18 protein-coding genes are annotated in these 20,922 nt (G+C 59.8%); 6 read left to right on the plus strand and 12 right to left on the minus strand.

All coding sequences use genetic code 11. The features are described 5' to 3' along the window. Nucleotides 1–3: 3 nt before the first annotated feature. The 8 genes from IMX17_RS20305 to IMX17_RS20340 all read right to left on the minus strand — a co-directional run bounded on the left by IMX17_RS20305 (nucleotide 4) and on the right by IMX17_RS20340 (nucleotide 9,884). Entirely contained in the window at nucleotides 4–1,266 is a 1,263-nt protein-coding gene (locus IMX17_RS20305; RefSeq protein ID WP_046899023.1) for a beta-ketoacyl-[acyl-carrier-protein] synthase family protein, read from the minus strand. Nucleotides 1,267–1,268: 2 nt separating this feature from the next. Next, nucleotides 1,269–2,648, minus strand: a complete 1,380-nt coding sequence (locus IMX17_RS20310; RefSeq protein ID WP_227414650.1) for an efflux transporter outer membrane subunit — start codon at nucleotides 2,646–2,648, stop codon at nucleotides 1,269–1,271. After that, nucleotides 2,645–4,603, minus strand: coding sequence for an ABC transporter permease (locus tag IMX17_RS20315; protein ID WP_193550167.1), 1,959 nt, complete (start codon nucleotides 4,601–4,603; stop codon nucleotides 2,645–2,647). The genes IMX17_RS20310 and IMX17_RS20315 overlap by 4 nt, the downstream gene beginning before the upstream one ends. Further along, complete coding sequence (locus tag IMX17_RS20320; RefSeq protein ID WP_227414651.1) at nucleotides 4,593–5,780, minus strand: efflux RND transporter periplasmic adaptor subunit; 1,188 nt, start codon at nucleotides 5,778–5,780, stop codon at nucleotides 4,593–4,595. The genes IMX17_RS20315 and IMX17_RS20320 overlap by 11 nt, the downstream gene beginning before the upstream one ends. After that, a complete protein-coding gene (locus IMX17_RS20325) occupies nucleotides 5,758–7,875 on the minus strand; it encodes a peptidase domain-containing ABC transporter (RefSeq protein ID WP_193550168.1) in 2,118 nt (705 codons plus the stop codon). Before IMX17_RS20325 ends, IMX17_RS20320 begins: the two co-directional genes overlap by 23 nt. A 19-nt stretch (nucleotides 7,876–7,894) precedes the next feature. Continuing rightward, nucleotides 7,895–8,839, minus strand: coding sequence for an ABC transporter (locus IMX17_RS20330; RefSeq protein ID WP_046899018.1), 945 nt, complete (start codon nucleotides 8,837–8,839; stop codon nucleotides 7,895–7,897). After that, complete coding sequence (locus tag IMX17_RS20335; protein ID WP_046899017.1) at nucleotides 8,839–9,504, minus strand: DsbA family protein; 666 nt, start codon at nucleotides 9,502–9,504, stop codon at nucleotides 8,839–8,841. The genes IMX17_RS20330 and IMX17_RS20335 overlap by 1 nt, the downstream gene beginning before the upstream one ends. 176 nt (nucleotides 9,505–9,680) lie before the next feature. Then, nucleotides 9,681–9,884 carry a DUF4762 family protein gene (locus tag IMX17_RS20340; RefSeq protein ID WP_046899016.1) on the minus strand — a complete coding sequence of 68 codons (204 nt, stop codon included), beginning with the start codon at nucleotides 9,882–9,884 and terminating at the stop codon, nucleotides 9,681–9,683. Between the two features lie 425 nt (nucleotides 9,885–10,309). Between IMX17_RS20340 and IMX17_RS20345 the strand changes: the two genes are divergently transcribed. The 3 genes from IMX17_RS20345 (at nucleotide 10,310) to lldD (ending at nucleotide 14,319) form a co-directional block, all read left to right on the plus strand. After that, nucleotides 10,310–11,230 (plus strand): LysR family transcriptional regulator, encoded by a 921-nt coding sequence (locus IMX17_RS20345; protein ID WP_046899015.1) that lies wholly within the window; start codon nucleotides 10,310–10,312, stop codon nucleotides 11,228–11,230. Between the two features lie 323 nt (nucleotides 11,231–11,553). Continuing rightward, nucleotides 11,554–13,137: an L-lactate permease gene (locus tag IMX17_RS20350; RefSeq protein ID WP_193550169.1), complete on the plus strand. Its 1,584-nt coding sequence runs from the start codon at nucleotides 11,554–11,556 to the stop codon at nucleotides 13,135–13,137. 42 nt (nucleotides 13,138–13,179) lie between these two features. Next, on the plus strand, nucleotides 13,180–14,319 hold the full coding sequence (lldD, locus tag IMX17_RS20355) for an FMN-dependent L-lactate dehydrogenase LldD (RefSeq protein ID WP_033632193.1): 1,140 nt from the start codon (nucleotides 13,180–13,182) through the stop codon (nucleotides 14,317–14,319). Nucleotide 14,320: 1 nt separating this feature from the next. Here lldD and IMX17_RS20360 read toward each other — a convergent pair whose 3' ends face one another. The 3 genes from IMX17_RS20360 to IMX17_RS20370 all read right to left on the minus strand — a co-directional run bounded on the left by IMX17_RS20360 (nucleotide 14,321) and on the right by IMX17_RS20370 (nucleotide 16,964). After that, on the minus strand, nucleotides 14,321–15,130 hold the full coding sequence (locus IMX17_RS20360; protein WP_046899013.1) for a MoaF C-terminal domain-containing protein: 810 nt from the start codon (nucleotides 15,128–15,130) through the stop codon (nucleotides 14,321–14,323). Nucleotides 15,131–15,166: 36 nt separating this feature from the next. Beyond that, entirely contained in the window at nucleotides 15,167–16,432 is a 1,266-nt protein-coding gene (locus IMX17_RS20365) for an MFS transporter (RefSeq protein WP_227414652.1), read from the minus strand. Between the two features lie 349 nt (nucleotides 16,433–16,781). Further along, nucleotides 16,782–16,964 carry a hypothetical protein gene (locus IMX17_RS20370; RefSeq protein WP_152665266.1) on the minus strand — a complete coding sequence of 61 codons (183 nt, stop codon included), beginning with the start codon at nucleotides 16,962–16,964 and terminating at the stop codon, nucleotides 16,782–16,784. A 137-nt stretch (nucleotides 16,965–17,101) separates the two neighbouring features. Between IMX17_RS20370 and IMX17_RS20375 the strand changes: the two genes are divergently transcribed. Together IMX17_RS20375 and IMX17_RS20380 are read left to right on the plus strand one after the other, a co-directional pair. Next, the gene (locus IMX17_RS20375; protein ID WP_046899011.1) at nucleotides 17,102–18,019 is read left to right on the plus strand and encodes a TIGR03571 family LLM class oxidoreductase; all 918 of its coding nucleotides are present in this window, start codon (nucleotides 17,102–17,104) and stop codon (nucleotides 18,017–18,019) included. Nucleotides 18,020–18,177: 158 nt separating this feature from the next. Further along, nucleotides 18,178–18,609 carry a VOC family protein gene (locus IMX17_RS20380; RefSeq protein WP_046899010.1) on the plus strand — a complete coding sequence of 144 codons (432 nt, stop codon included), beginning with the start codon at nucleotides 18,178–18,180 and terminating at the stop codon, nucleotides 18,607–18,609. Nucleotides 18,610–18,615: 6 nt separating this feature from the next. Here the strand turns inward: IMX17_RS20380 and IMX17_RS20385 are convergent, their stop codons facing one another. Next, a complete protein-coding gene (locus IMX17_RS20385) occupies nucleotides 18,616–20,160 on the minus strand; it encodes a BCCT family transporter (RefSeq protein WP_046899009.1) in 1,545 nt (514 codons plus the stop codon). A gap of 158 nt (nucleotides 20,161–20,318) precedes the next feature. On the opposite strand from IMX17_RS20385, the gene betI reads away from it, so the two are divergent. Continuing rightward, nucleotides 20,319–20,915 carry a transcriptional regulator BetI gene (gene betI / locus IMX17_RS20390; RefSeq protein ID WP_046899008.1) on the plus strand — a complete coding sequence of 199 codons (597 nt, stop codon included), beginning with the start codon at nucleotides 20,319–20,321 and terminating at the stop codon, nucleotides 20,913–20,915. The last annotated feature ends 7 nt before the right edge of the window (nucleotides 20,916–20,922 follow it).

Consider the following 20,922-nt stretch of genomic DNA (forward strand, 5'->3'; position numbering starts at 1 on the left):
CCATTATCCATTGTGATTGCCGAATACCAGCGCTGCATTAGCACCGCCGAAACCGAAGTTGAGACTCATGACATTGCGCAAACGACCGCGACGATGCCCCTCGCGGATATAATCGAGATCGCATTCGGGATCGGTCTCGTGCAAATGGCAGGTTGCCGGCATCATTTGCTGCTGCAATGCCTGTAGGCAGACGATCGCCTCAAAGCTGCCGGATGCGGCGAGCAAGTGCCCGGTATAGGATTTCGTACTGGAAATCGGCGTGCGATAAGCATCGCGCCCCAAAGCCGCCTTGACCGCAGCGGTTTCGTTTACGTCGTTTTGCGGCGTAGACGTGCCATGCGCATTGATATAGTCGATCTCATGGCTGCCGAGCCCCGCCTGCTCCAGAGCACGTCGAATGGTTTTCACCTTGGCCTGCGGATCCTCCGCCGGCGCGGTAAGGTCAAAAGCATCTGAAAAGTTGCCGTATCCCTTGATCTCCCCCAATATTGTCGCACCGCGCGCTAAAGCCGCCTCTCGCTCCTCAAGACACAACACGGCGGCCCCTTCCGCCAACACGAAACCGCTGCGCTCCCGGCTGAACGGGCAACTGGCCTTGGTAATATCCTTTTGCTCCCGACTCAGCAAACGCAGCGCGTCGATATTCCAGATCGCGCCATTGCCGCTCAGTGATTCCGACGCGCCGGCCAGCATCATTGAAGCGCGACCGCTGCGGATCACCTCAAACGCATCGCCAATCGCGATGCCGCCGGTCGCGCAGGCCGCCGCCGGCGAGCCTTGATAACCCCGCAGCAACCAATGTTGGCCGCATATGGCGGTCGCGATATTGGGCATCGCGTGAAAACAGCCAAACAGCTGTCCCAGCCCGGATTGCAGATAGTCCGCATTGTTTTGCATGATCTCATCCTGCCCTCCCCAGCCGCTGCCGATAATCGCCCCGCATTCCAACGACGAATAAAAGTGCACAGGCCCTCTGTAAGAGGATGAAAACGCCATTTCGATCGCCTCCGCGGCGGCGGCAAGCGCCAGCCTGGCGAATCTGGGCAGCCGGCGGCTTACCCGTCCGGCAACGCCCTCCAGCTGCGGTTCAGACTCCAGCAAAGCAAAAAAGCGCGCATGTATTCCCGCCGCCGATTTATCGTGATAGCGATAGGCCAGGCGGTTGGCCATGATAGCCTGCCAGTTTTGCTGCGCGTTGCCACCCAGCGCGGTGACGGCGCCGTAACCCGTGACCACCACACGTCTTGTATTCCGTTCTCTGTCCATGCTTATTCCCCTTGCCCGGATGCGAAAGCCTCGTTGCCGCCCAGCGCCAGCCAGAGCTGCATCGTGGCGTTCAGGTAGCGATATTGCAGTGCCGACAGCGAATTCTCGCTGGTTAACACCGCCTCTTGCGCGTCCAGCAACGTTTGCAGCGCGACGGAACCGGCCTGATATTGATGGCGGGCCAATGCCACGGCTTGTCTCCCCATCGCCAGATGTCGCTGTTGATTGCCGATTTGCCGCTGCGCTTCCAGACGTTCCCGCATGGCGTTGTCTACCTCAGCCAGCGCGCGGTAAACCGCATCGCGAAATTGAATCTCCGCGCGCTGCGCCTGCAACGCCGCTTTGTCGCTGGACAAGCGCATCTTGCGCCACTCAATGAACGGCAGCGTCAACGTCGCGCCCAGCGAACGCGAAGGTTCACTGAACCATTGGCGGAAAAGCCCGTTGCCGGCATCCAGTGCGGCATCCAGACTCAGCGCCGGATAAAAACTCAATTTAGCGGCCTCCGCACCGGCCAGCGCCGCCCTCAGGCGCCGCTCCGCCGCCTGCACATCCGGCCGTCGCGCCATCACCGCCGCCGGCAGACGTGGCGCAATGGGCACCTCGTTGATCGGTAGCGCTCGCCTTTCGCTGTATCGCAGCAAGGGTGAACGGCCGAACAACAGCGCCAGCGAGTTGCGAGCGTCTTCCCGCTGCCGTGCCAGTTCATCCCGTTGATTCTCCCGCGCCAATAGGTTTTGCTCCGCCTGCAACAACTCGAATCGGCCGACGTCGCCGGCAGTGTGACGTGCCGCCACCAGCCGTAAAGTCTCACGCGCGAACGCCACCGCCTGCAGTTGATGGGTGACTTGCTGATTCAAATCGGCGATCTGCCAATACCCGCGAGCGGTAGCGCCGATCAAGGTCAACGCGGTATTGCGCCGATCCAACTCCGAAGCGACGGCCAGCCACTGAGCCTGCTCGCGAATACGCGCCAGCTTGCCCCATAAATCCAGTTCATAACTCAGTGACAGTCCTGCGCGGTAACTTTCTTGCGGCCGCGCCGCGCCGCGCAATGCCTTGGTATTGCGGCCACTCAGGCTGGCGGCCAGGTCGGGGGTCGCATTGCCGGCTATCAACCCGGCCTCCAACATCGCCTCACGCCACTGCAATCCAGCCAGCGCCAGATCCTGGTTCGCGATGAGCACGCCATCGATCAGCGAGGAAAGCTGCGGATCATTGAAGTTTTCCCACCAGGCGACGCCTGCCCGCAATGAACCGGAACGTTCATCAACCACGCGCCACTGCTGCGGCAACGACGGTGGCGCCGTGGCGTCGATCGGCCGCCCTCCGCAAGCGCTCAAAGACAGCATGACCAGCCCGTAAATCAAAAGTCGGTTCATTCTCGCGCCAACGCCTCCACCGGCTGCAGGCGCGCGGCGGCACGGGCCGGAAAGAAGCCGAACCCGACGCCGATCAACGCCGAGAACCCGCAGGCCAGCAGCAATGGTGGCCAGGTAAAGATCATCGTCACCTGCTGCGCCAAGCCGCTCAGAATCCCTTTAACCAGCGCGGCGCAGGCGATCCCCAACACGCCCCCCAGGCTGCAGATCACCACCGCCTCAATCAAAAATTGCCGCATAATGTCTTTCTCAGCGGCGCCCACCGCCAATCGAATGCCGATCTCATGGGTTCGTTCCGTCACCGAAACCAACATGATGTTCATCACCCCCACCCCGCCGACCAGCAGCGAGATGGCGGCAATCGCCGTAATCAGCAATCGCATGGAGTCGGAGGCACGCTGAATGGATTGCGTCAGCTGATCGTCGGTCAGCGTGAAAAAATCCCGCCGGCCATGTTCTATGGTCAAACGCCGGGTCACATCCCGCCTTGCCGCTTCCAACGTCAATTTTTCATTCACTCGCATCACAATCGATTCCAGCGGCATATCGCCGGCGATGCGGCCAGTCAGGGAGGTATGGGGCAGCCAGGCAAGCGGTTGAGAGCCGGCGTATTGGGCGCCGCGGCGCTGCGCAACGCCGATCACCCGATAAGGCACACCCGCGATCAGCAAAACCGCGCCCACCGGATCTTGCCGGGAAGAAAACAGAGCCTGTTGCAGCAAGGGATCGATCACCGCCACCGGTGCGCGCTCACTCAGATCCTGCGCAGTAAACAGGCCACCGGAAAGCAGCCGAATACCCTGCGTGCGGAAATACCCTTCGCCGACGCCCATCACGGCGAGCGGCACCTGCTTGCCTTCGCGCACGGCCGACAGTTGAGTACTGATAACCGGCGAAACGCTGTCGACATAAGGCAAGGTCGCCAGCAGCGCAGCATCCCGCGCACTCAGCGAACGCGCAAAATCGGGACGCGTTTTTTCCCATCCCAATCCGGGACGAATGTCCAACGTGCTGGAGCCGAGCTGGCTGATTTCCCTGAGGATGCTTTGACGCGTGCCTTCACCGATGGCGATGGCGGAAACGACCGCCGCAATGCCGATGATGATGCCGAGCATCGATAATAATGCCCGGACCCGATGCCCTAATAATGCCCGCCAAGCCATGCCGATCGCCTCTCGCAGCGCCGCCCAAAGGCTCATGCGTTTCAGCGGCGCAGCCAGCGCCAGCGGCCTCTCGAACGCAAAATGCTGCCGGGCGGCATCGTGGCGACGATCCGCCACGATCTCGCCGTCGCCGATCTCAATGATCCGCTGCGCCTGCTCGGCGATCCGCCGATCGTGCGTCACGATGACCACGGTGTGTCCGACAGCGTTCAGCTCATGCAAAATGGCCATCAGCGCCTGACCGCTGGCGCTATCCAACGCGCCGGTAGGTTCATCGGCCAAAATGATTTCCGCGCCGTTCATAAGAGCTCGGGCAATACTGACCCGCTGCTGCTGCCCACCGGAAAGCTGCGCCGGACGATGGCCACCGCGCTGCGCCAACCCGAGGCGAGCCAACAAATGCGCGGCCCGCAGGCGGCGCTCGGCGGCCGGCATGGCGGTATACAATGCAGGGATAGCCACGTTCTCACCGGCCGTCAGATAGGGCATCAGGTGGTAGCGCTGAAAAATAAAGCCGATATGCCGACTGCGGAGCCGCGCCAGGCGATTGCCGTCGGCTTGCCCAATCGCCACCCCGTTGATGTAAACATCCCCCTGAGAAGGCTTGTCCAGACAACCGATAATATTCATCAACGTCGATTTTCCGGAGCCGGAGGCGCCGACGATAGCGACCATTTCTCCCCGCTTAATGCTCAGGGAAACGCGTTTGAGGACCGTGATTTTCTGCTCTCCGGCTTGAAACTCGCGTGAAACGTTATCCAAAACGATAATGGGATCCGTGCTAACTGACATGCTCACCCTCCGTATCTGGCTGGTGTTCCAGCAGCACTTGCTCACCCACACTCACGCCGTCCAACACTTCCGCATAGCGGCGATCGCGCTTCCCGATGCGCACGCTGCGCGCGACAACCCGCTGGCCTTCCAACACTCTGATCTGATAGCGCTCGCCATCCAGAGCCTCTCCCAATGCCGCCATCGGCAGCCGCGCCACCCCCGTGGCGCGTTCGGTAATAATGAATACCTGCGCCGTCATCGAGGTGCGTAATCGACGTTCGCCGTTGGCGACGGCAAACACGCCGTTGTAATACACCGCCGCCGTTTGCTGGCTTGAATTTCTGCCCAGCGGGTCGGCTTCCAGCGCTTCTGCCGGCGCTTGCTGTATCGCGCCCATGACCCCCTCATACCGGCGGCGGGGATCGGCGGCGACATAAAACCACAGCGGCTGCCCCGCCTTCACCTGCAAGATGTCATTTTCCGATATGCGGGTATGCACCATCATCGTATCCACGTCTGCCATCACCAAAATGGTCGGTGCGCTTTGCGATGAGACGATGGTTTGTCCTTCCTGAGTGACGATGCCCAGCACTTCGCCGTCGATAGGCGCGGTAATACGGGTAAAAGCCAGGTTGGCCCTCGCCGTTTCCTGTGCGACTTCGGCCTGAACGATCTGCGACTCATTCACTTTCAACTGCGCCAGCTGCGCGTCGTGCTGCGCCTGCGCTTTTTCCAAATCGCTGGCCACGCCGGCACGATCTCGCGCCAACGCCCTTTGCCGCGTCAGCTCCAGTTGATACTGCTTGAGCTGCGCCTGACTCGCCAATTTCTGCGCCTGCGCGCTGCGTAATTCAGCCTGCGACTTGCGCAGTTCGTTAAGTTGCAACGTCGGATCTATCTCGGCCAACAGCTGGCCCTGAGCCACTCTGTCCCCCTGTTTAACATACAGTTTTTTCAGTTGGCCGTTGACCTGCGCGCCAACGTTCACCTGCCGGGCCGGTTTCAAAATGCCGGTAGCCAACACGCTTTTTTCGATGTCGCCGCGATCGACGCGCGCCGTCTGCGGCGGTAATACCTCTGGCGCTCGATTCAGCCATAACAGCCCGCCAGCCAGCCCCCCCAACACGATCGTCGCCAGCGCCACACGCCGCCAGCGTCTCTTTCCGGGCACGTCACTCCACCTCAGCACAGTCATTCATCCTGGTGTCGACGGCAGCCACCAACCGGCCCTGCGACAAGTGCAGCACCCGATCAAACAACGGCAGCAGCCGCGGGTTATGCGTCACGGTCACCAGGGTTTTACCCTTCTCGCGGCAATGCGTTACCAGAGCCGACATCACCGCCGCAGCGTTTTTTTCATCCAGATTCGCCGTCGGTTCATCCAGCACCAACACCGGACAACGGCTGTACATGGCGCGCGCCAGCAACAGACGCTGCCGTTGCCCCAGCGACAACCCCGCATGGCTCTCTCGCACCAGAGCGTTCACGCCTCCGGGCAGCTGCGCCACCGCATCCGCCAGCCCCAAACTGCATAGCGCCTGCTCCACCTCCCTTTGCTGACCCGGCGCCGACGGGGCGAACAGCGTGATGTTTTGCAACACAGAGGCATTGAACAGAATGTCCTCCTGGCTTTGCAGGAAGAACAGCCGCTGCGCGGCGGCGTTAGCCAGCACGCGGCCATCCAGCGTCAGTTCCCCCCGCTGCGGCGTCAGCAGACAGGCTAGCACCTTCAGCAAGGTGCTCTTGCCCGCGCCGGAACCGCCGCAGATGGCGATGCACTCGCCCCGTTCCAGCGTCAGCGACAGGTCGCGCAAAACCGGTTGGCCGGCGTCGTAAGCGAAGCTCACCCCCCGATACGCCAACTGCACATCAAAATGGTTCACGCTTTCGTCGCCAGACCCGGTACGCAGAGAGACGGCAGGAAACAGATCCCGCGCGCGCTCATCGATAACGTGCAGTTGGTTTTTCTGCAGGACGGCAAAAAAGATTTTGCTGGTGTAAGAGGTAAAAATTTCGCGCAGAAAGCTGTAGGCGAAGAATGCCCCCAGAGTGAGTTCGCCGCCCTTTAGCAGCGGCAGCGCCAGCAGCATGAACACCACCATTTCCAGGCTGCCAATCAGTTGATAAATGCTGCCCTTGACCTGCTCATAGACTTTTTGCCGCTGCAGGCAGTTGAACAGCGGACGGGCATGCTCGGCAAAGCCCTCTTGCCGCTGGCCGGCGAGCCCGGCGGACTTGATGGTCGAAAACCCCTGAATGGTTTCCAGAATAAAATCATTCTGCGCCGCCCCTCTCACCTGTAGCTGCTGGGTGAAGTGGCGATCGCGATAAATGGCCCAAACGCTGATCGCCCCCATCAGCAGTACGCCGACAATCGGCACCAGCGCCAACATCGGGCTCAAATAGCCCATCACCGCCAGCGCGATAGCACCGATGATCCAGTCGGTGCGCAGGCCGTTATCCAGCTCGATTTTCTGGCCGGCGGCCATCTGCCAGCTGGTGAAACGGCTGAAAATCTCGCCGGGCGCGCGCTTGCTGAAGAAATTCAGCGAATTTTCCAGCAGGCGGGAAAACCCGGCGGCGCCGTGCAGCAACACGAAGTTTTTGATAAAACGCTCGGTGATGATGCGCGCCATCAGCGCCAGCGCCGTGGATGCCACAAACGCCAGCAGATAGTAGGCGTAAGGGAACGCGACCTCTCCGGCCATGGCGAACACCTGATTGATCGCGCTGGCGACCATCATCGGCATGATGAACAGCGTCAGCGAAATAAGAAACGTCATCGCCGCCAGGCGATAAATGCCGGCGATGCCAGCGGTATCCTTCAGGCTTAAACTGGCGAAAGCGCCCCGTCGGCGGCTCCGCGCGGCAGGGGCGGTGGACGGTAAGTCGTCGCGATCGAGCACCAATGCGTAGCCGCTGATTTCCGCTTTCAGGGCGGCGTAGGGTAGCAGCTGTTGCCCCAACGCCGGATTCATTACGCATACGTAACCGCCCTGACGATATGCCAGCAGTACATAGTGGCCCGCGCCGTAATGCAGAATCGCCGGTAAAGGCAGCGCCGCCAGATCCCGGTGCTCGAACGCCACCGGATAAGCCGGCAGCGCCAGCTCCCCTAAAATGGCGCACAGCGTCGCCAGCGAAGTGCCATGTTGCGAAGCGGGGTAACGCTCACGCAGTTCCGTCAATGGCGCGCGAACGCCCTGCGTTTCCGCCAGCATGGCGATGCAGGCCAGCCCGCATTCATTGATTTCGCTCTGCAAGACCGGCGTAGGGAGGGTGTTTTCCATGCGTAGTGATATCCCTGACTTATTCGTTGATAAAAAATAAAGAGTGCGAATGCCACAGCAGCCAATCATCCGCATGTCGCCGCAGGGTGCGCTCAACGATCGCCGGCACGGCACGGCCGACCTGCTCTGTAGCAATCGGTTCTTCTATGTGAATGCGAACGCCGCGCTCGTAATAAAGCGAATAGCACACCACTCGAGCCCGCATCGCTCGGGATAATCGAACGATGCCGCTATGCAAATGCGCTGGCCGGTTGAACAAACGGCAAGCCAGTTTGGCCGAGGCGTCCCGGGTGCTGTTCAAGGTGTAATCCGGCGTGATGTCCGGGAAGAGGATGATGTTGCGCCGATGCTCCGTCGCCTCCAGCAACGCCTGCGACAAGGTGCCGGCAATATGCCGGGGATCGTCGTGAATCGAGCAATAGTCGAGCCGCTGCCGCCATTCCCCCTCAGGCGCTCGCCGTGCTAACGTCTGTGCGTCGCCGGAAACGATCACCGTTGCCCGCCCCGGATAAACGCCCGCGCCGACCAGCGTCGCCAACACATCGGAAACCGTGTGCATCGGCGCCAACAACACCGGCACCCCGGCGCGATGCAGCGGCTCCACCACCTGATTGAGCTGTGAGGTGCACTGCGCCAAATGTTCCATCAACACGGCGTTGTGGGCCTGGATCGCCGCCAAATCCAGCCATTGCCGCCGCTGCATCAGCCAGGCGAAGTCCAGCCTGCCGTAGCCCAACAGGCTTTGGCGATTCGCCTCAGCGACCGCTTGCCGGTGGCGAAAACGGCGTTGCTGCAGACCCCACCTCAACCGCCTCTGCATCTTTAGCCACAGGCGATAATCCACGCGCCGCAGCAGAGCGCACGTCAGACTCCGGCTCACCCCGGTGCGGACAGCCGAGAGACGCGCCACGGCGTCCAGGCCGTTACGCCAGGCCAGATAGCCCCGAACCGCGAGCAGGCGCATCAGGGGGCCAGCGGCTTATCGTGCTGCAACAGCGACAGCAGTTGCTGGCTGAAAGCGGAAAACTCGCGGTCTTGCAACGCCAGCCATTTGCGATTGACGATAAAGCTGGGGGTCGCGTTGACCTGGTAATAGCGGCTTACCGCCGTCATATACGCCAACAGCTCTTTGACCCGTTCTGAATCTCTGGTCCGCTGATAGGCGGCCTCGTCGATGCCGTTGGCCGCCAACCAGGCGCTGAGCTGCTTTTCATCCGCCAGATTGAGGTTTTCTTTGATAATGGCGCGGTAAGCGGCGGAACGATGCTGCGCCTCGATCCCCATGACCGTCAGGGTGGCGAAGAGGGGCGCAAAGGCCGCCATGCCGGCGCGATCGTCGTCGCTGAGATGCAGGCGCACCAATTTGGCCCCCGCCGGTAAGCGTTTTTCCAGCTCGGCTACGCCGCTTTCGTTGACTTCACAATAGTGACAGGCGTAGGAGAAGACTTCGACAATGGCGTTATCATCTTGCAATGGGCTTTGCTCTATTTTTTCCGGAGAGATAAAACTCAGGCTTTCCGCCGCCGGCGAGGCCATAACGTAATGCTGGAAATAAAGCGCGGTCAAAAAAGAAGAGGCGAAAATAATGACGAGCGTGTAACTGATAAAAAGCAAGGGACGTTTATACATAACGGACGCATCCTGCGCATTAATTGATATTCACTTGGCAGAGTGAACGAGTGAAAAAGAATTAACACCGTAAATAATAAAAAGCTAAAGACGACTGCTTCGCCCGGTATCAGGCGGAACAGCGCGAACGCTGCCCGCCTGTCCACCGCTATTCTAGATGCTGGTGGCCACGCACATTAGCTTGGCGTGGTTGGGTTGCTCGGGCAGCTCGCCGCCGGTGCCGGATAATAGTACTTCTGGACGCCACCGAATTTATTCGCGCAGGTTTTCACCAGCTGGCAGGTTCTATTGTTGCCGCTACCCACCCAGGCGAATTCCTTGGTACACACAAAAGTACCGCCGACGATGTTTTCCGCTTCAGACAGATTGATTTTCTTCATTACAATATCCTTATATATATTAAAATATAAACACACTACCCATCACTCTGCCTGCAAGACAGAGTAATTCTTCAATACATTGAAAAACATTTAATTGATAACAATGAGAGCGCCGCGGGAAAAAGAATAGCCCTCTCACACAAGCAGATCAATACAATTATTTACACTGCACCGCAGGCTTAATGGAATAAGTAACGTTTGATATAAGGATTATTCTAATTTAATTGCTGATAAAAACATGGAAGTTAATTTCACCCCCGGAATAGCCATGATTTATTTGAAGGATGATTCTCAGTTTAAGAGGTAATTAACCAAGAAAATTTCAGATCCGACCAGTTAACCGGCGCTGGAAACAGGCTGAAAAGATTGCTTCCTGCCGCGCCGGACTTACACTGGGCAACAGGACTCTCACTCTTAGGATGCCCATGCTCGCGACTCACGAATACGCCAACGACCTGATTCTGTTTGCCCTGATTGTCGACTGCGGCTCGTTCAGCAAGGCGGCGGAGAGCGCCGGCATTACCAGTTCGGTGGTCAGCAAACGCATCGGGCGGCTGGAGAAATCGCTGGGCGCCCGCCTGTTGTACCGCACCACCCGCAGCCTGACGCTGACCGAAAGCGGGCAGGCGCTCTACCAGCAGGCCAAGGAGATCGGCGCCAAAGTGCAGGAAGCGCTGTACGCCGTCAGCGAAAAGAGCGAAGAGTTGACCGGCACCATCCGCATGTCGGTGCCGACCATTTCGGGCGAGCTGTTGCTGAGTGAAAGCGTGGCGGAGTTTTGCGCTCAGCACCCCAGCCTGAAGGTCGAGATGCGGCTGGAAAACCGCTTCGTCGATCTGGTGGAAGAAGGCATCGATCTGGCGATCCGTACCGGCACCATGCCGGACTCCAGCCTGATTGCGCGGCCGATTTTCGATTCCCGCTGGGTGATCGTCTGCTCGCCGGGCTATCTGGAGAACCACCCCGAGCCGCGCAATCCCGACGATCTGCTTAGCCACAACTGCCTGACCTATACCTATCAAGAGAACGGCACCGCCAACTGGCTGATGAAGCGGCCAGGGCGCAACGAAATCTACGAGCTGCAGGTTAACGGCAATCTGTCGGCCAACAATGCGCGGGCGATCCGCAAAGCGGTGATCGGCGGCCACGGCATCGCCATGGTGCCGCGCTGCATGGTGTACGAAGATTTGCAGGACGGCAAACTGACGGAGATCCTGGCCGGCCACTGCGGCAAGGTATTGGGCATTTACGCCGTCTACCCTTATACCCGCAATCTGCCGTTAAAAACTCGCCTGCTGATCGAACATATCATCGGTTCCTATCAAAATATCAGCCACTACTTTTAAGTTTCCACTCCTGATTATTTCCACGCGGCGTAAAAGACCGCGTGGATTACCGCATTTTTGGACATGAACTCGTGAACATTAACGCCTAATTAATGTGATCCAGCGCATTCATTACACAAAATAAAAACCCATCCAATTGATTTTAAATAAATTTAATTCAGCCTCAACAGCCGGAATTTTTCCCGCCGTCGGCGCCATTCGCCGATGTTAAAAAATTATCGCGTGGCATCATCGCCAACGTTGTGATTAGAATGAAAATGTTGCGGTAATTAACCTTTCAGTTACATATCTCTGCCCATAAAAATAATAACCCTGAGGATCTTATGCCCCTGCTTTTCAGTATTGCGCCCATCGTCCTGCTGATATGGATGATGACCAAAAGGAATGGCGTGCCCTCTTATCTGGCCCTGCCGCTGACGGCCGCCGTGGTCTATGCCCTGCAGCTCTGGTGGTTCGATGCCTCACCGCGGCTGCTGCATGCCAATATCATCACCGCGCTGGTCTCGACGCTGACGCCGATCACCATCATCGCCGGCGCCATTCTGCTCAACAAACTGATGCAGGTAAGCGGTGCGGAAAACGTGGTGCGCCGCTGGTTGGAAACCGTTAGCCCCAACCCGGTGGCCCAACTGATGATTATCGGCTGGGCGTTCGCCTTTATGATCGAGGGCGCCAGCGGCTTCGGCACCCCGGCCGCCATCGCCGCGCCGATTCTGGTCGGGCTAGGCTTCAACCCGCTGCGCGTCGCCCTGCTGACGCTGGTGATGAATTCGGTGCCGGTTTCCTTCGGCGCCGTGGGCACCCCTACCTGGTTCGGCTTCGCCAATCTCGGCCTGTCGGACGCCAGCCTGCTGGAGATCGGCCGGCAAACCGCGCTGATCCACGTTGTCGCCGGCTTCGTCATTCCTCTGCTGGCGCTGCGCTTTATCGTTTCCTGGCAGGATATCCGCCGCAACCTGCCGTTCATCTTGCTCAGCGTGCTGAGCTGCACCGTCCCCTATCTGCTGCTGGCCCAGATGAACTATGAGTTCCCGGCGCTGGTCGGCGGCGCTCTCGGCCTGGCGCTGTCGGTGCTGCTGGCGCGCGGCGGCATTGGCCTCGCCCGCGCGGAAAAACCGCAGAGCGCCGCGCAGGCGGTGCCGTTCATGCAGGTGGTCAAGGCGATGACGCCGACCCTGCTGCTGATTGCTATCCTGATAGTGACGCGCATTCACCAGTTGGGCCTCAAGGCGCTGCTCAACACCACCACGCTGCTGTGGCAGGAAAACCTCGGCTGGCTCGGGGAGCTGCGCATCAGCCAAGCGCTGATCGTCGAACTGCGGCATGTGCTGGGCACCTCCGCCGCGGCCGGCTACAAAACGCTGTATGTCCCGGCGCTAATCCCGTTCCTGCTGGTGGTGGTGTTGTGCATTCCGCTGTTCCGTCTGAATGGCGGCCTGGTGCGGCAAATGTTTAGCGAAACCGGCGGGCGCATCGCGCGCCCCTTTATCGCCCTGTTCGGCGCGCTGGTCATGGTCAATCTGATGATGCTGGGCGGCGACAACGCGCCGGTGATCCTGATCGGGAAAGCGTTGGCGGCGCTGACCGGCGACAGCTGGCTGCTGTTCTCATCGTTCCTCGGCGCGCTGGGCTCGTTCTTCTCCGGTTCCAACACCGTTTCGAACCTGACGTTCGGCGGCATTCAGCAATCGATCGCCCAGAGCAGCGGCCTCGACGTCAATCTGACGCTGGCCTTGCAGTCCGTCGGCGGCGCCATGGGCAACATGGTATGCCTGAACAACATTATCGCGGTCTGTTCGATCCTGGGGATCGGCAACGCCGAAGGCAAAATCATCAGAAAGACCGCGCTACCGATGCTGGCGTACGGTGGGATCGCGGCCGGTATGGCGGCGATCCTCTCGCTCTGACTGACAACTCGCTATTTGCAAGAAGACAAGAAGGTAAACACTATGATCATCTCCGCGTCAACCGACTACCGGGCCGCCGCCCAGGCCAAACTGCCGCCGTTTCTGTTTCACTACATCGACGGCGGGGCCTACGCGGAGCATACGCTGAAGCGCAATACCGCAGATCTGGCCGATATTGCCTTGCGCCAGCGCGTGCTGCGCAATATGTCTGAACTCAGTCTGGAGACCACGCTGTTCGGCGAGCAGTTGGCGATGCCGGTGGCGCTGGGGCCGGTGGGGCTGACCGGCATGTACGCCCGCCGCGGCGAAGTGCAGGCCGCGCGCGCCGCGGCCAAAAAAGGCATTCCGTTCACGCTGTCCACCGTGTCAGTCTGCCCCATCGAAGAGGTCGCCCCGGCGATCGATCGGCCGATGTGGTTCCAGCTCTACGTGCTGAAAGACCGCGGCTTTATGCGCAACGCGCTGGAGCGCGCCAAAGCCGCCGGCGTGAAAACGCTGGTGTTCACCGTCGACATGCCGGTGCCCGGCGCCCGTTACCGCGACGCCCACTCGGGGATGAGCGGCCCCAACGCCGCCCTGCGCCGCGTGCTGCAGGCGTTTACCCATCCGCAGTGGGCCTGGGATGTCGGCCTGTTCGGCAAGCCGCACGATCTGGGCAACGTCTCGGCCTACCGCGGCAAACCGACCAGCCTGGAAGACTACATCGGCTGGCTGGGCGCCAACTTCGATCCGTCGATTTCCTGGAAAGATCTGGAGTGGATCCGCGAATTCTGGGACGGCCCGATGATCATCAAAGGCATTCTGGATCCGGAAGACGCCAAAGATGCGGTGCGCTTCGGCGCTGACGGCATCATCGTCTCCAACCACGGCGGCCGCCAGCTGGACGGCGTGCTGTCGACCGCGCGCGCCATGCCGGCGATCGCCGACGCGGTGAAAGGCGACATTACCTTACTGGCCGATTCCGGCATCCGCAGCGGCCTGGACGTGGTGCGCATGATCGCGCTGGGCGCCGACAGCGTGCTGCTGGGGCGCGCCTTCGTCTATGCGCTGGCGGCGGCCGGCGAAGCCGGGGTGGCTAACTTGCTGGATCTGATCGACAAAGAGATGCGCGTCGCCATGACGCTCACCGGCGCGAAAACCATTGCGGAGATCAACGCCGGATCGCTGGTCAGAAACGCCTGACTCACAGCGGCTGCACGCCCTCCGGATAAGCGTTGTAGCTCATCTTGCTGATGAAGGCCCCGGCCGGTGACACCAACACCCGGCCGGCGGCGTCCAACCCGAGGAAGGTGCCGGTGCAGCGCCCGGAGATAAAGTCGAAGAAGAACACCGAGCACACCGGGATAATCTTTTCCCGGAAGGTGAACAGGAACATCTCGTCCTCAAACTTGTAGTAAGTGGCGTAATCCATGTCGCCGTGCCCGAACTGCTCGCCGCGCAGGTTTTGCCAGGCATAACGCTCGGTGTTGACGTAGAAGTGCTCGTAGTAATGGTTGGGGCTGTAAATGTTCAGCGTGCGATAACCGATCAGCTCGCGGGTCAGATGCGGCGCGATGCCGCCCGGCGTAACGCCGGCAATCAGCCCAACGTGGAAGCTTTGCTTGAGGCGGGATCCCTTTTCCACCGTTTGTTCGGGCAACAGCGTACTGCGCACCAGCAGCGCCCGGCCGCTGTCGCGGTTGAGCACCAGCGTCAGGCATTCGTTGCCCGGCGACTGCAACGGAATATTGAAGAAATAGCGCGCGGCGGAGGTTTGCACCTCTTCGTAAGCGTCCTCACCGCTCTCCCCACCCCAGGCCCACAGCACCCGTTGCCGGTCGGCGCTGAAACGCAGCGTGATGTCCCCGCCGTCTTCAAAGGCGATCTGCAGCGTTTTGCCGCGCCAGTCCTGGGTGCCCGGCAAGCGGTTGGTATCGATGCCGCGCGCGAAATCGTCGTAATTCTTCCAGTCCGGCTCGGCATTTTGATTCAGTACGGATGGTTCTGCTGACATCTTCGCTCTCCTTGATTGAATGGGATAAAACTCGTCTCAAACGTCGGCGACGCCCGCCGGCTTCACCGCTCGGCGGTTCACCACGGCAGGGGCGGTTTCATCGAGAAAACAACTCAGTACCCCGGCACACACGGCGCCGGCGGCCGCCAGCCACATTACGCTGACCAGGCCGTAGCGATCGGCGATCAGCCCGGCGATAAACGGTGCCAGGCAGCCGCCAATCACCTCGCCGATCCCCATCACCAGCCCCAACGCGGTGGCGATGCGCGCCGGCGACACCGTTTCCGACGGGATGGTGGCCATAAACAGCGTGAAACAGCCAAGGCCGGTATAAGACAGGAACACCAGCACGCCCAGCAGCCACGGGTTGGCGACGTAGCTCAGGAACAGCGGGCAGCACACCGCCAGCAGCGAAAAGAAGATCAGCGTCGGTTTGCGCCCGAGGCGATCGGAGATTGCCGGTACCGCCACGCCCCAGAAGACCCAGGCGGCGCCGATGGCGCTCATGATACCGCCCATCGTGCCTTCACCGAAGCCCCGGTCGGTCACCAAAAAGTTAGGGGTGAAGGTTATGATGATCATGAACCAGGTGACGAACACGCAGGAGATCAGGATGCACAGCGCCACGTTCTTGATTTTGAACAGCTCGCCGTAAGCAGCCTTGCCCGCCGACTTACCGGCCGCCGGCGCGGCGCTGAAAGCGGGATCCTTTTTGCCGTTCACATAGCGATAGATCAGCCACGCCAGAATGATGCCCGGCACGGCGGTCAGGTGAAACGCCATGCTCCATCCCCACTTCTGCGCCAGATAGATGATCAGCGGCGGCGCGATGATGCCGCCCAACAGCCCCGGCGCCGCGCCCTGGATCAATCCCATATTGAAACCGCGGCGCTGCGGCTGCGATCTTTCCACCATCAGCGACTGGGCGATCGGCAATACCGGCCCCTCAGCAATCCCCATCAACGCCCGGAAGATCAATAACATGGCAAACCCGCTGACCAGCCCCGACAGCGCGGAGAACAGCGAAAACACCAAGATAGACAGGATCAGCATCGGTTTACGGATATTAAAGCGGTCGGCTATCGCCCCCAACCCGGCGCCGGACAGCGCCCAGGTTAGCGCCAGCACCGCCGACAGCGTGCCGAGATGCACGTTGCTCAGCTTAAGGTCGGCGGCAATCATCGGAAACAGAAACGAGATGGTCAGACGATCGACGAATACGCAGCCGAACACGAAAAACAAAATAATCAGCAACCGGTTCTCTTCACTTAATGCTCTGCGTGCCGCTAGCGATGTATTCATAGCGTCATTTGTCCATAAGTTAACTTATGAATGGCGACCCGCCATGGCATAAGTGTGTTAAGCGCTCGGCCAAGAGAGAAATTGGCCCCCCGTCACGACAACAACTCATTAACATGTTAATGACATAAAATTATCGCAAGCCGGCGGTCTGTCAACCGGCGCGCTCCGAGAGACAAATGAAATTCTGAACGGGTACTATTTCAATATCGCATTATCACCTTCAGGTTATTTATCCTTCTGTTATTGATACATATAAAATAATGTCCGGTACTTTCTTGCGATTAAAAAAGCCTGCTTGCGCGTTATTTGCGAATAATCCCATCGATGACGCTTCAGGATTATTAATTTTTCATCGGCATTGAATGATCGCCGCACGCGCTTCAGAACCATTTTTATCTATTGAATCATCTCGTTTTATTTTAAGGCTGCCGAAAAAACTAACTCTTACGAGGGAAATGCCAACGACGGGGTTATATAACCCTGTCTGGACAATAGCAAAAGCGCAGAGCGTGACGTAAATCACGGCAATCATGCCGCATCCAGCAAAGCAATTATGCTCGCAGCAGCAATTATCTATTGCGATTAGGACTGTTTATCTCAATTAAGCGCCATGCAACACTTCGTGCCATCGTTCGACACCGCGCCGCAAGGCCTGAGACGGAGTGACACATGAGCATCGAAAAATTAACCCGGGAGCCGCTTTCCATCGGCATCGAGTTGCCGCTGGACAACGATTGGTCCACCAGCGGGCAGCTGAAACGCCAGCAGGACGGGCGGCCGTTCGGCGTGCCGGACATGAGCGAACACGCTGCGCGCATCAAGCTGGCCGATGAGCTCGGCTTTCGCGCCGCCTGGGTTCGCGACGTGCCGCTGTACGATCCGGACTTCGGCGACGCCGCGCAGGTGTTTGAGACCTTTACCTACCTCGGCTACCTGTCCAGCCTGACGCGCAATATTCTGCTCGGTACCGCGGCCGTGGTGCTGCCGCTGCGGCAGCCGTGGCTGGTGCGCAAAGCGGCTTCCACGCTGCAAACGCTGAGCGGCGATCGTCTGTTGCTCGGCGTCGCCAGCGGCGATCGCCCCGTGGAGTACCCACTGTTCGGCGCCGATTACGCCGCGCGCGGTGAAAGCTTCCGCGCCAGCGTTGGCATTATCAAAGGGGAAGCCGACAGCGCACTGCAACCGGGATTGCGCCTGCTGCCGGCCACGCCACCGCCGCCGCTGCTGGTCGCCGGACTGGCGCAACAAACGCCCGAGTGGGTGGGTAAAAATATGGATGGCTGGCTGTCGTATCCCGGCACGCCTGCGGACCACGTTTCGCGGGTCAAACTCTGGCGCAACGTAGCCGGTGACAAGCCCTACGTCAGCTTTATTCATCTCGACCTCACCGATAACGCCGACGCGCCGATTCAACGCCATCGCTTCGGTATCAAGAGCGGCCGCAATGGATTGATTCAGGAACTGAGCGCCATGCGTGACGCCGGGGTCAATCACATCGGCCTGCATTTTCGCCGCAACCAGAGGCCGCTGGAAGAGACGATGCAGGAGATCGGCCAATGGGTGTTGCCGGAATTCCATCGCGCCTGACACCCGCTTTAGCCCGCTATTCCGACCTGAGCGGGTATTTGCCCCATTCACGGTTTTTTTTTATTTCCGCCGCTGCTGGTTCATAACAACTCGGTCTAATCCCTGCCGTCAAACGGCGGCATGATGACAAGGAAACGAGCCACCATGAGGAATGAGCAATGACGGCAAAACTGACAGAAGCGGGCTTTTGGCGCAAAACTGCCGACTCTTCATCGCTGCGCGAGCCGCGCGTGCTGATCCGGGTCTACGTCGACGAAGGCGAGATTGACCGCGCCATCGCGTTTTACGAGCAGCTGCACGGCGTGGAAGCGGATATGCGTTTCGACTTCCCCGAGCATCGGCTGGTGCTGGCGGCGGTAGGGCCGTTTCTGATCCTGGAAGGCTCGGAAGAAAACCTGCGTCCTTTTCGCAGCACCGTCGGCACGTTGCTGGTCGATAACATTTATCCCTACCACCAGCGGCTGCTGGCCGCCGGCGCCGATATCTTCTTTGGCCCGGTGGAAGTGCCCACCGGCGCCTGTTTCAATGCGCGCCTGCCGGACGGCACGATTATCGAATACGTGCATCACCGACCGCGCGCGGACGAATAAGCCGCCTCAGGGGTGCGCCGGCTTCATGGCGTAACCGCGCAGATCTTTACGCAGGCTGAGCATGTACAGCACGATCACCGCCGAGAACGGCAGGCCGCACAGCACTACCGCAGTCTGCATCGCGCTGAAACTGCCGGCGTACAGCAGCCCGGCACACACCAACGTGGTGACCGCCGCCCAGAACACCCGCAGCCAGGCCGGCGCGTCATCGTGGGCGGAACCGCCCTGGCAGGACAGATTCGCTATCATCAGCGTGCCGGAATCGACCGGCGTCAGGAACAGCACGAAGCTTATCACCACCACAAAACCGGCGGTCAGCTGGGTATAGGGCAGGTATTCGAACAGCTTGAACACCGCCATCGGCGGGTCGCTTTGCGCCACCTGCCCCAGAATCGCTTGCCCGCCCTCCAGCACCAGACTGATGGCGGTATTGCCGAAGATCGACAGCCACGCCAGCGTGAACCCCAGCGGGATCAGCAACACGCCGAAGATCAGTTCGCGGATGGTACGGCCTTTGGAAATACGCGCGATAAACAGCCCGACAAACGGCGCCCACGCCACCCACCAGGCCCAATAGAACAGCGTCCAGGCGCCCTGCCACTGGCGCGCCTTGCCGTACAGATACATATCGAAGCTGCGGCTGACGAGCGAGGTCAGATAATCCCCAATGTTCTGCAACATGCCGTTCAGCAGGTTCAGCGTCGGGCCGGCCAGAAACACGAACAGTAACAGCAGGCACAGGAAGCCGACGTTAATGTTCGACAGCATCGCGATGCCCTTCTCGACGCCGGTGACCGCCGCCAGCGTGGCCACCACCATCATCACCACGATCAGCGCCAGCAGCACGCCGGTGCTTTGCGGGATGTCGAACAAGTAGAACAGCCCCGAGTTCACCAACAGCGCGCCGATCCCCAGGTTGGTCACCATCGAGATAACCGTCACCAGAATGCCGAAACTGTCCACCAGATGGCCGACGCCGCCGTGGATGCGCTCGCCGAAGATCGGGTACAGCGCCGAACGCAGCGCCAGCGGCAAACCGCGACAATAGGCGAAATAGGCGAGCGCGGTGGCGATCAACGCATACAGCGCCCAACCGTGCAGCCCCCAGTGTAAAAAGGTGAGCGCCATCGCCTGCCGCGCCGCCTGCACGCTGCCGCCGTCGCCTTCCGGTGGCGACAGGAAGTGATCCAACGGCTCATAGGCGCCGTAATACACCAGCGCAATGCCGATGCCCGACGAGAACAGCATCGCCACCCAGGAGGGATAGCTGAACTGCGGCGGCTCATCATCCTGGCTGAGGCGAATATGGCCAAAGCGCGACAGCGCCAGCCAGAACACGAACACCATGCAGGCGACCATCAACAGCATGTAATACCAGCCGAACACGTCGGCCACCCAACTTTGCGCGACATTCAGCCACTGTTTGCTGGCGGCGGGAAACAGCACAATCAGCGCCCCCAGCAGCAAGATCACCGCGGCTGAGCCGAAAAATACCGGGACATTCAATCTGACAGGTTCTTCGTCAAGCGATGGAGGAGTTTTTATTGTCATTGGCAGGCTTCCATGATGCGAAAGACAGACGATTTAAATGCAACTTTTGATTAACATTTTATCGTCATTTATTTGACATTTTAGCAGCATATAGAGTATTGATTGACCGTTCAATCAATCAAATCCAAAGTGTGATTGGCCTATCAGTTGGGGAAAATATGTACCGCAGAGAGATTCCTGAGCAGCGCAAGGAGCAGCTGATTAACGCCGCCTTCGAGACCATCGGCGTGGTGGGGCTGGCCAGCGTCACCCTGTCGCAGGTGGCGAAAGAAGCCGGGCTGTCGACCGGCATCGTCAGCCACTATTTTGGCGATAAGGAGGGATTGTTGAGCGCGACCATGCGCAAGATCCTGCGCGATCTGCGCGACGCGGTGGCCGAGTGCCGCGCTCAGGCGGCGAGCGACAGCCAGTCGCAGCTGTGCGCCATCATTCAGGGCAACTTCCACCCCAGCCAAACCAACGCCATTTCCATGCGCGCCTGGCTCGACTTCTGGGCCGCTAGCATGCACCAGCCAGTACTGCGCCGCCTGCAGCGCGCCAACGATCGGCGGCTCTATTCCAATATTTGCAGCCAGTTCCGCCGCGAGCTGCCGCTGCAGCAGGCGCGCGACGCGGCGCGCGGGCTGGCGGCGATGATCGATGGGCTCTGGCTGCGCGGCAGCCTGGCCGGGGATGACACCGATCTGCAGCAGGATTACCGCATCGCCTGCGACTACGTGATACAACGGCTCAAGGCCGCGCCATCGATGGTGTGAACGGCAG

This window comes from Serratia sp. X3, assembly GCF_014982455.1.
Classification (GTDB): domain Bacteria; phylum Pseudomonadota; class Gammaproteobacteria; order Enterobacterales; family Enterobacteriaceae; genus Serratia; species Serratia ureilytica.

Excerpts from the sequence above, each read along its gene's own strand:
- IMX17_RS20385 (WP_046899009.1), bottom strand. The coding sequence starts at position 20,160 with ATGACAATAAAAACTCCTCCATCGCTTGACGAAGAACCTGTCAGATTG.
- IMX17_RS20345 (WP_046899015.1), top strand. The coding sequence starts at position 10,310 with ATGCTCGCGACTCACGAATACGCCAACGACCTGATTCTGTTTGCCCTG.
- IMX17_RS20305 (WP_046899023.1), bottom strand. The coding sequence starts at position 1,266 with ATGGACAGAGAACGGAATACAAGACGTGTGGTGGTCACGGGTTACGGC.
- IMX17_RS20320 (WP_227414651.1), bottom strand. The coding sequence starts at position 5,780 with ATGACTGTGCTGAGGTGGAGTGACGTGCCCGGAAAGAGACGCTGGCGG.
- IMX17_RS20310 (WP_227414650.1), bottom strand. The coding sequence starts at position 2,648 with ATGAACCGACTTTTGATTTACGGGCTGGTCATGCTGTCTTTGAGCGCT.
- IMX17_RS20350 (WP_193550169.1), top strand. The coding sequence starts at position 11,554 with ATGCCCCTGCTTTTCAGTATTGCGCCCATCGTCCTGCTGATATGGATG.
- IMX17_RS20370 (WP_152665266.1), bottom strand. The coding sequence starts at position 16,964 with ATGATTGCCGTGATTTACGTCACGCTCTGCGCTTTTGCTATTGTCCAG.
- IMX17_RS20365 (WP_227414652.1), bottom strand. The coding sequence starts at position 16,432 with ATGAATACATCGCTAGCGGCACGCAGAGCATTAAGTGAAGAGAACCGG.
- IMX17_RS20340 (WP_046899016.1), bottom strand. The coding sequence starts at position 9,884 with ATGAAGAAAATCAATCTGTCTGAAGCGGAAAACATCGTCGGCGGTACT.
- IMX17_RS20360 (WP_046899013.1), bottom strand. The coding sequence starts at position 15,130 with ATGTCAGCAGAACCATCCGTACTGAATCAAAATGCCGAGCCGGACTGG.
- lldD (WP_033632193.1), top strand. The coding sequence starts at position 13,180 with ATGATCATCTCCGCGTCAACCGACTACCGGGCCGCCGCCCAGGCCAAA.
- betI (WP_046899008.1), top strand. The coding sequence starts at position 20,319 with ATGTACCGCAGAGAGATTCCTGAGCAGCGCAAGGAGCAGCTGATTAAC.
- IMX17_RS20380 (WP_046899010.1), top strand. The coding sequence starts at position 18,178 with ATGACGGCAAAACTGACAGAAGCGGGCTTTTGGCGCAAAACTGCCGAC.
- IMX17_RS20330 (WP_046899018.1), bottom strand. The coding sequence starts at position 8,839 with ATGCGCCTGCTCGCGGTTCGGGGCTATCTGGCCTGGCGTAACGGCCTG.
- IMX17_RS20375 (WP_046899011.1), top strand. The coding sequence starts at position 17,102 with ATGAGCATCGAAAAATTAACCCGGGAGCCGCTTTCCATCGGCATCGAG.
- IMX17_RS20315 (WP_193550167.1), bottom strand. The coding sequence starts at position 4,603 with ATGTCAGTTAGCACGGATCCCATTATCGTTTTGGATAACGTTTCACGC.
- IMX17_RS20335 (WP_046899017.1), bottom strand. The coding sequence starts at position 9,504 with ATGTATAAACGTCCCTTGCTTTTTATCAGTTACACGCTCGTCATTATT.
- IMX17_RS20325 (WP_193550168.1), bottom strand. The coding sequence starts at position 7,875 with ATGGAAAACACCCTCCCTACGCCGGTCTTGCAGAGCGAAATCAATGAA.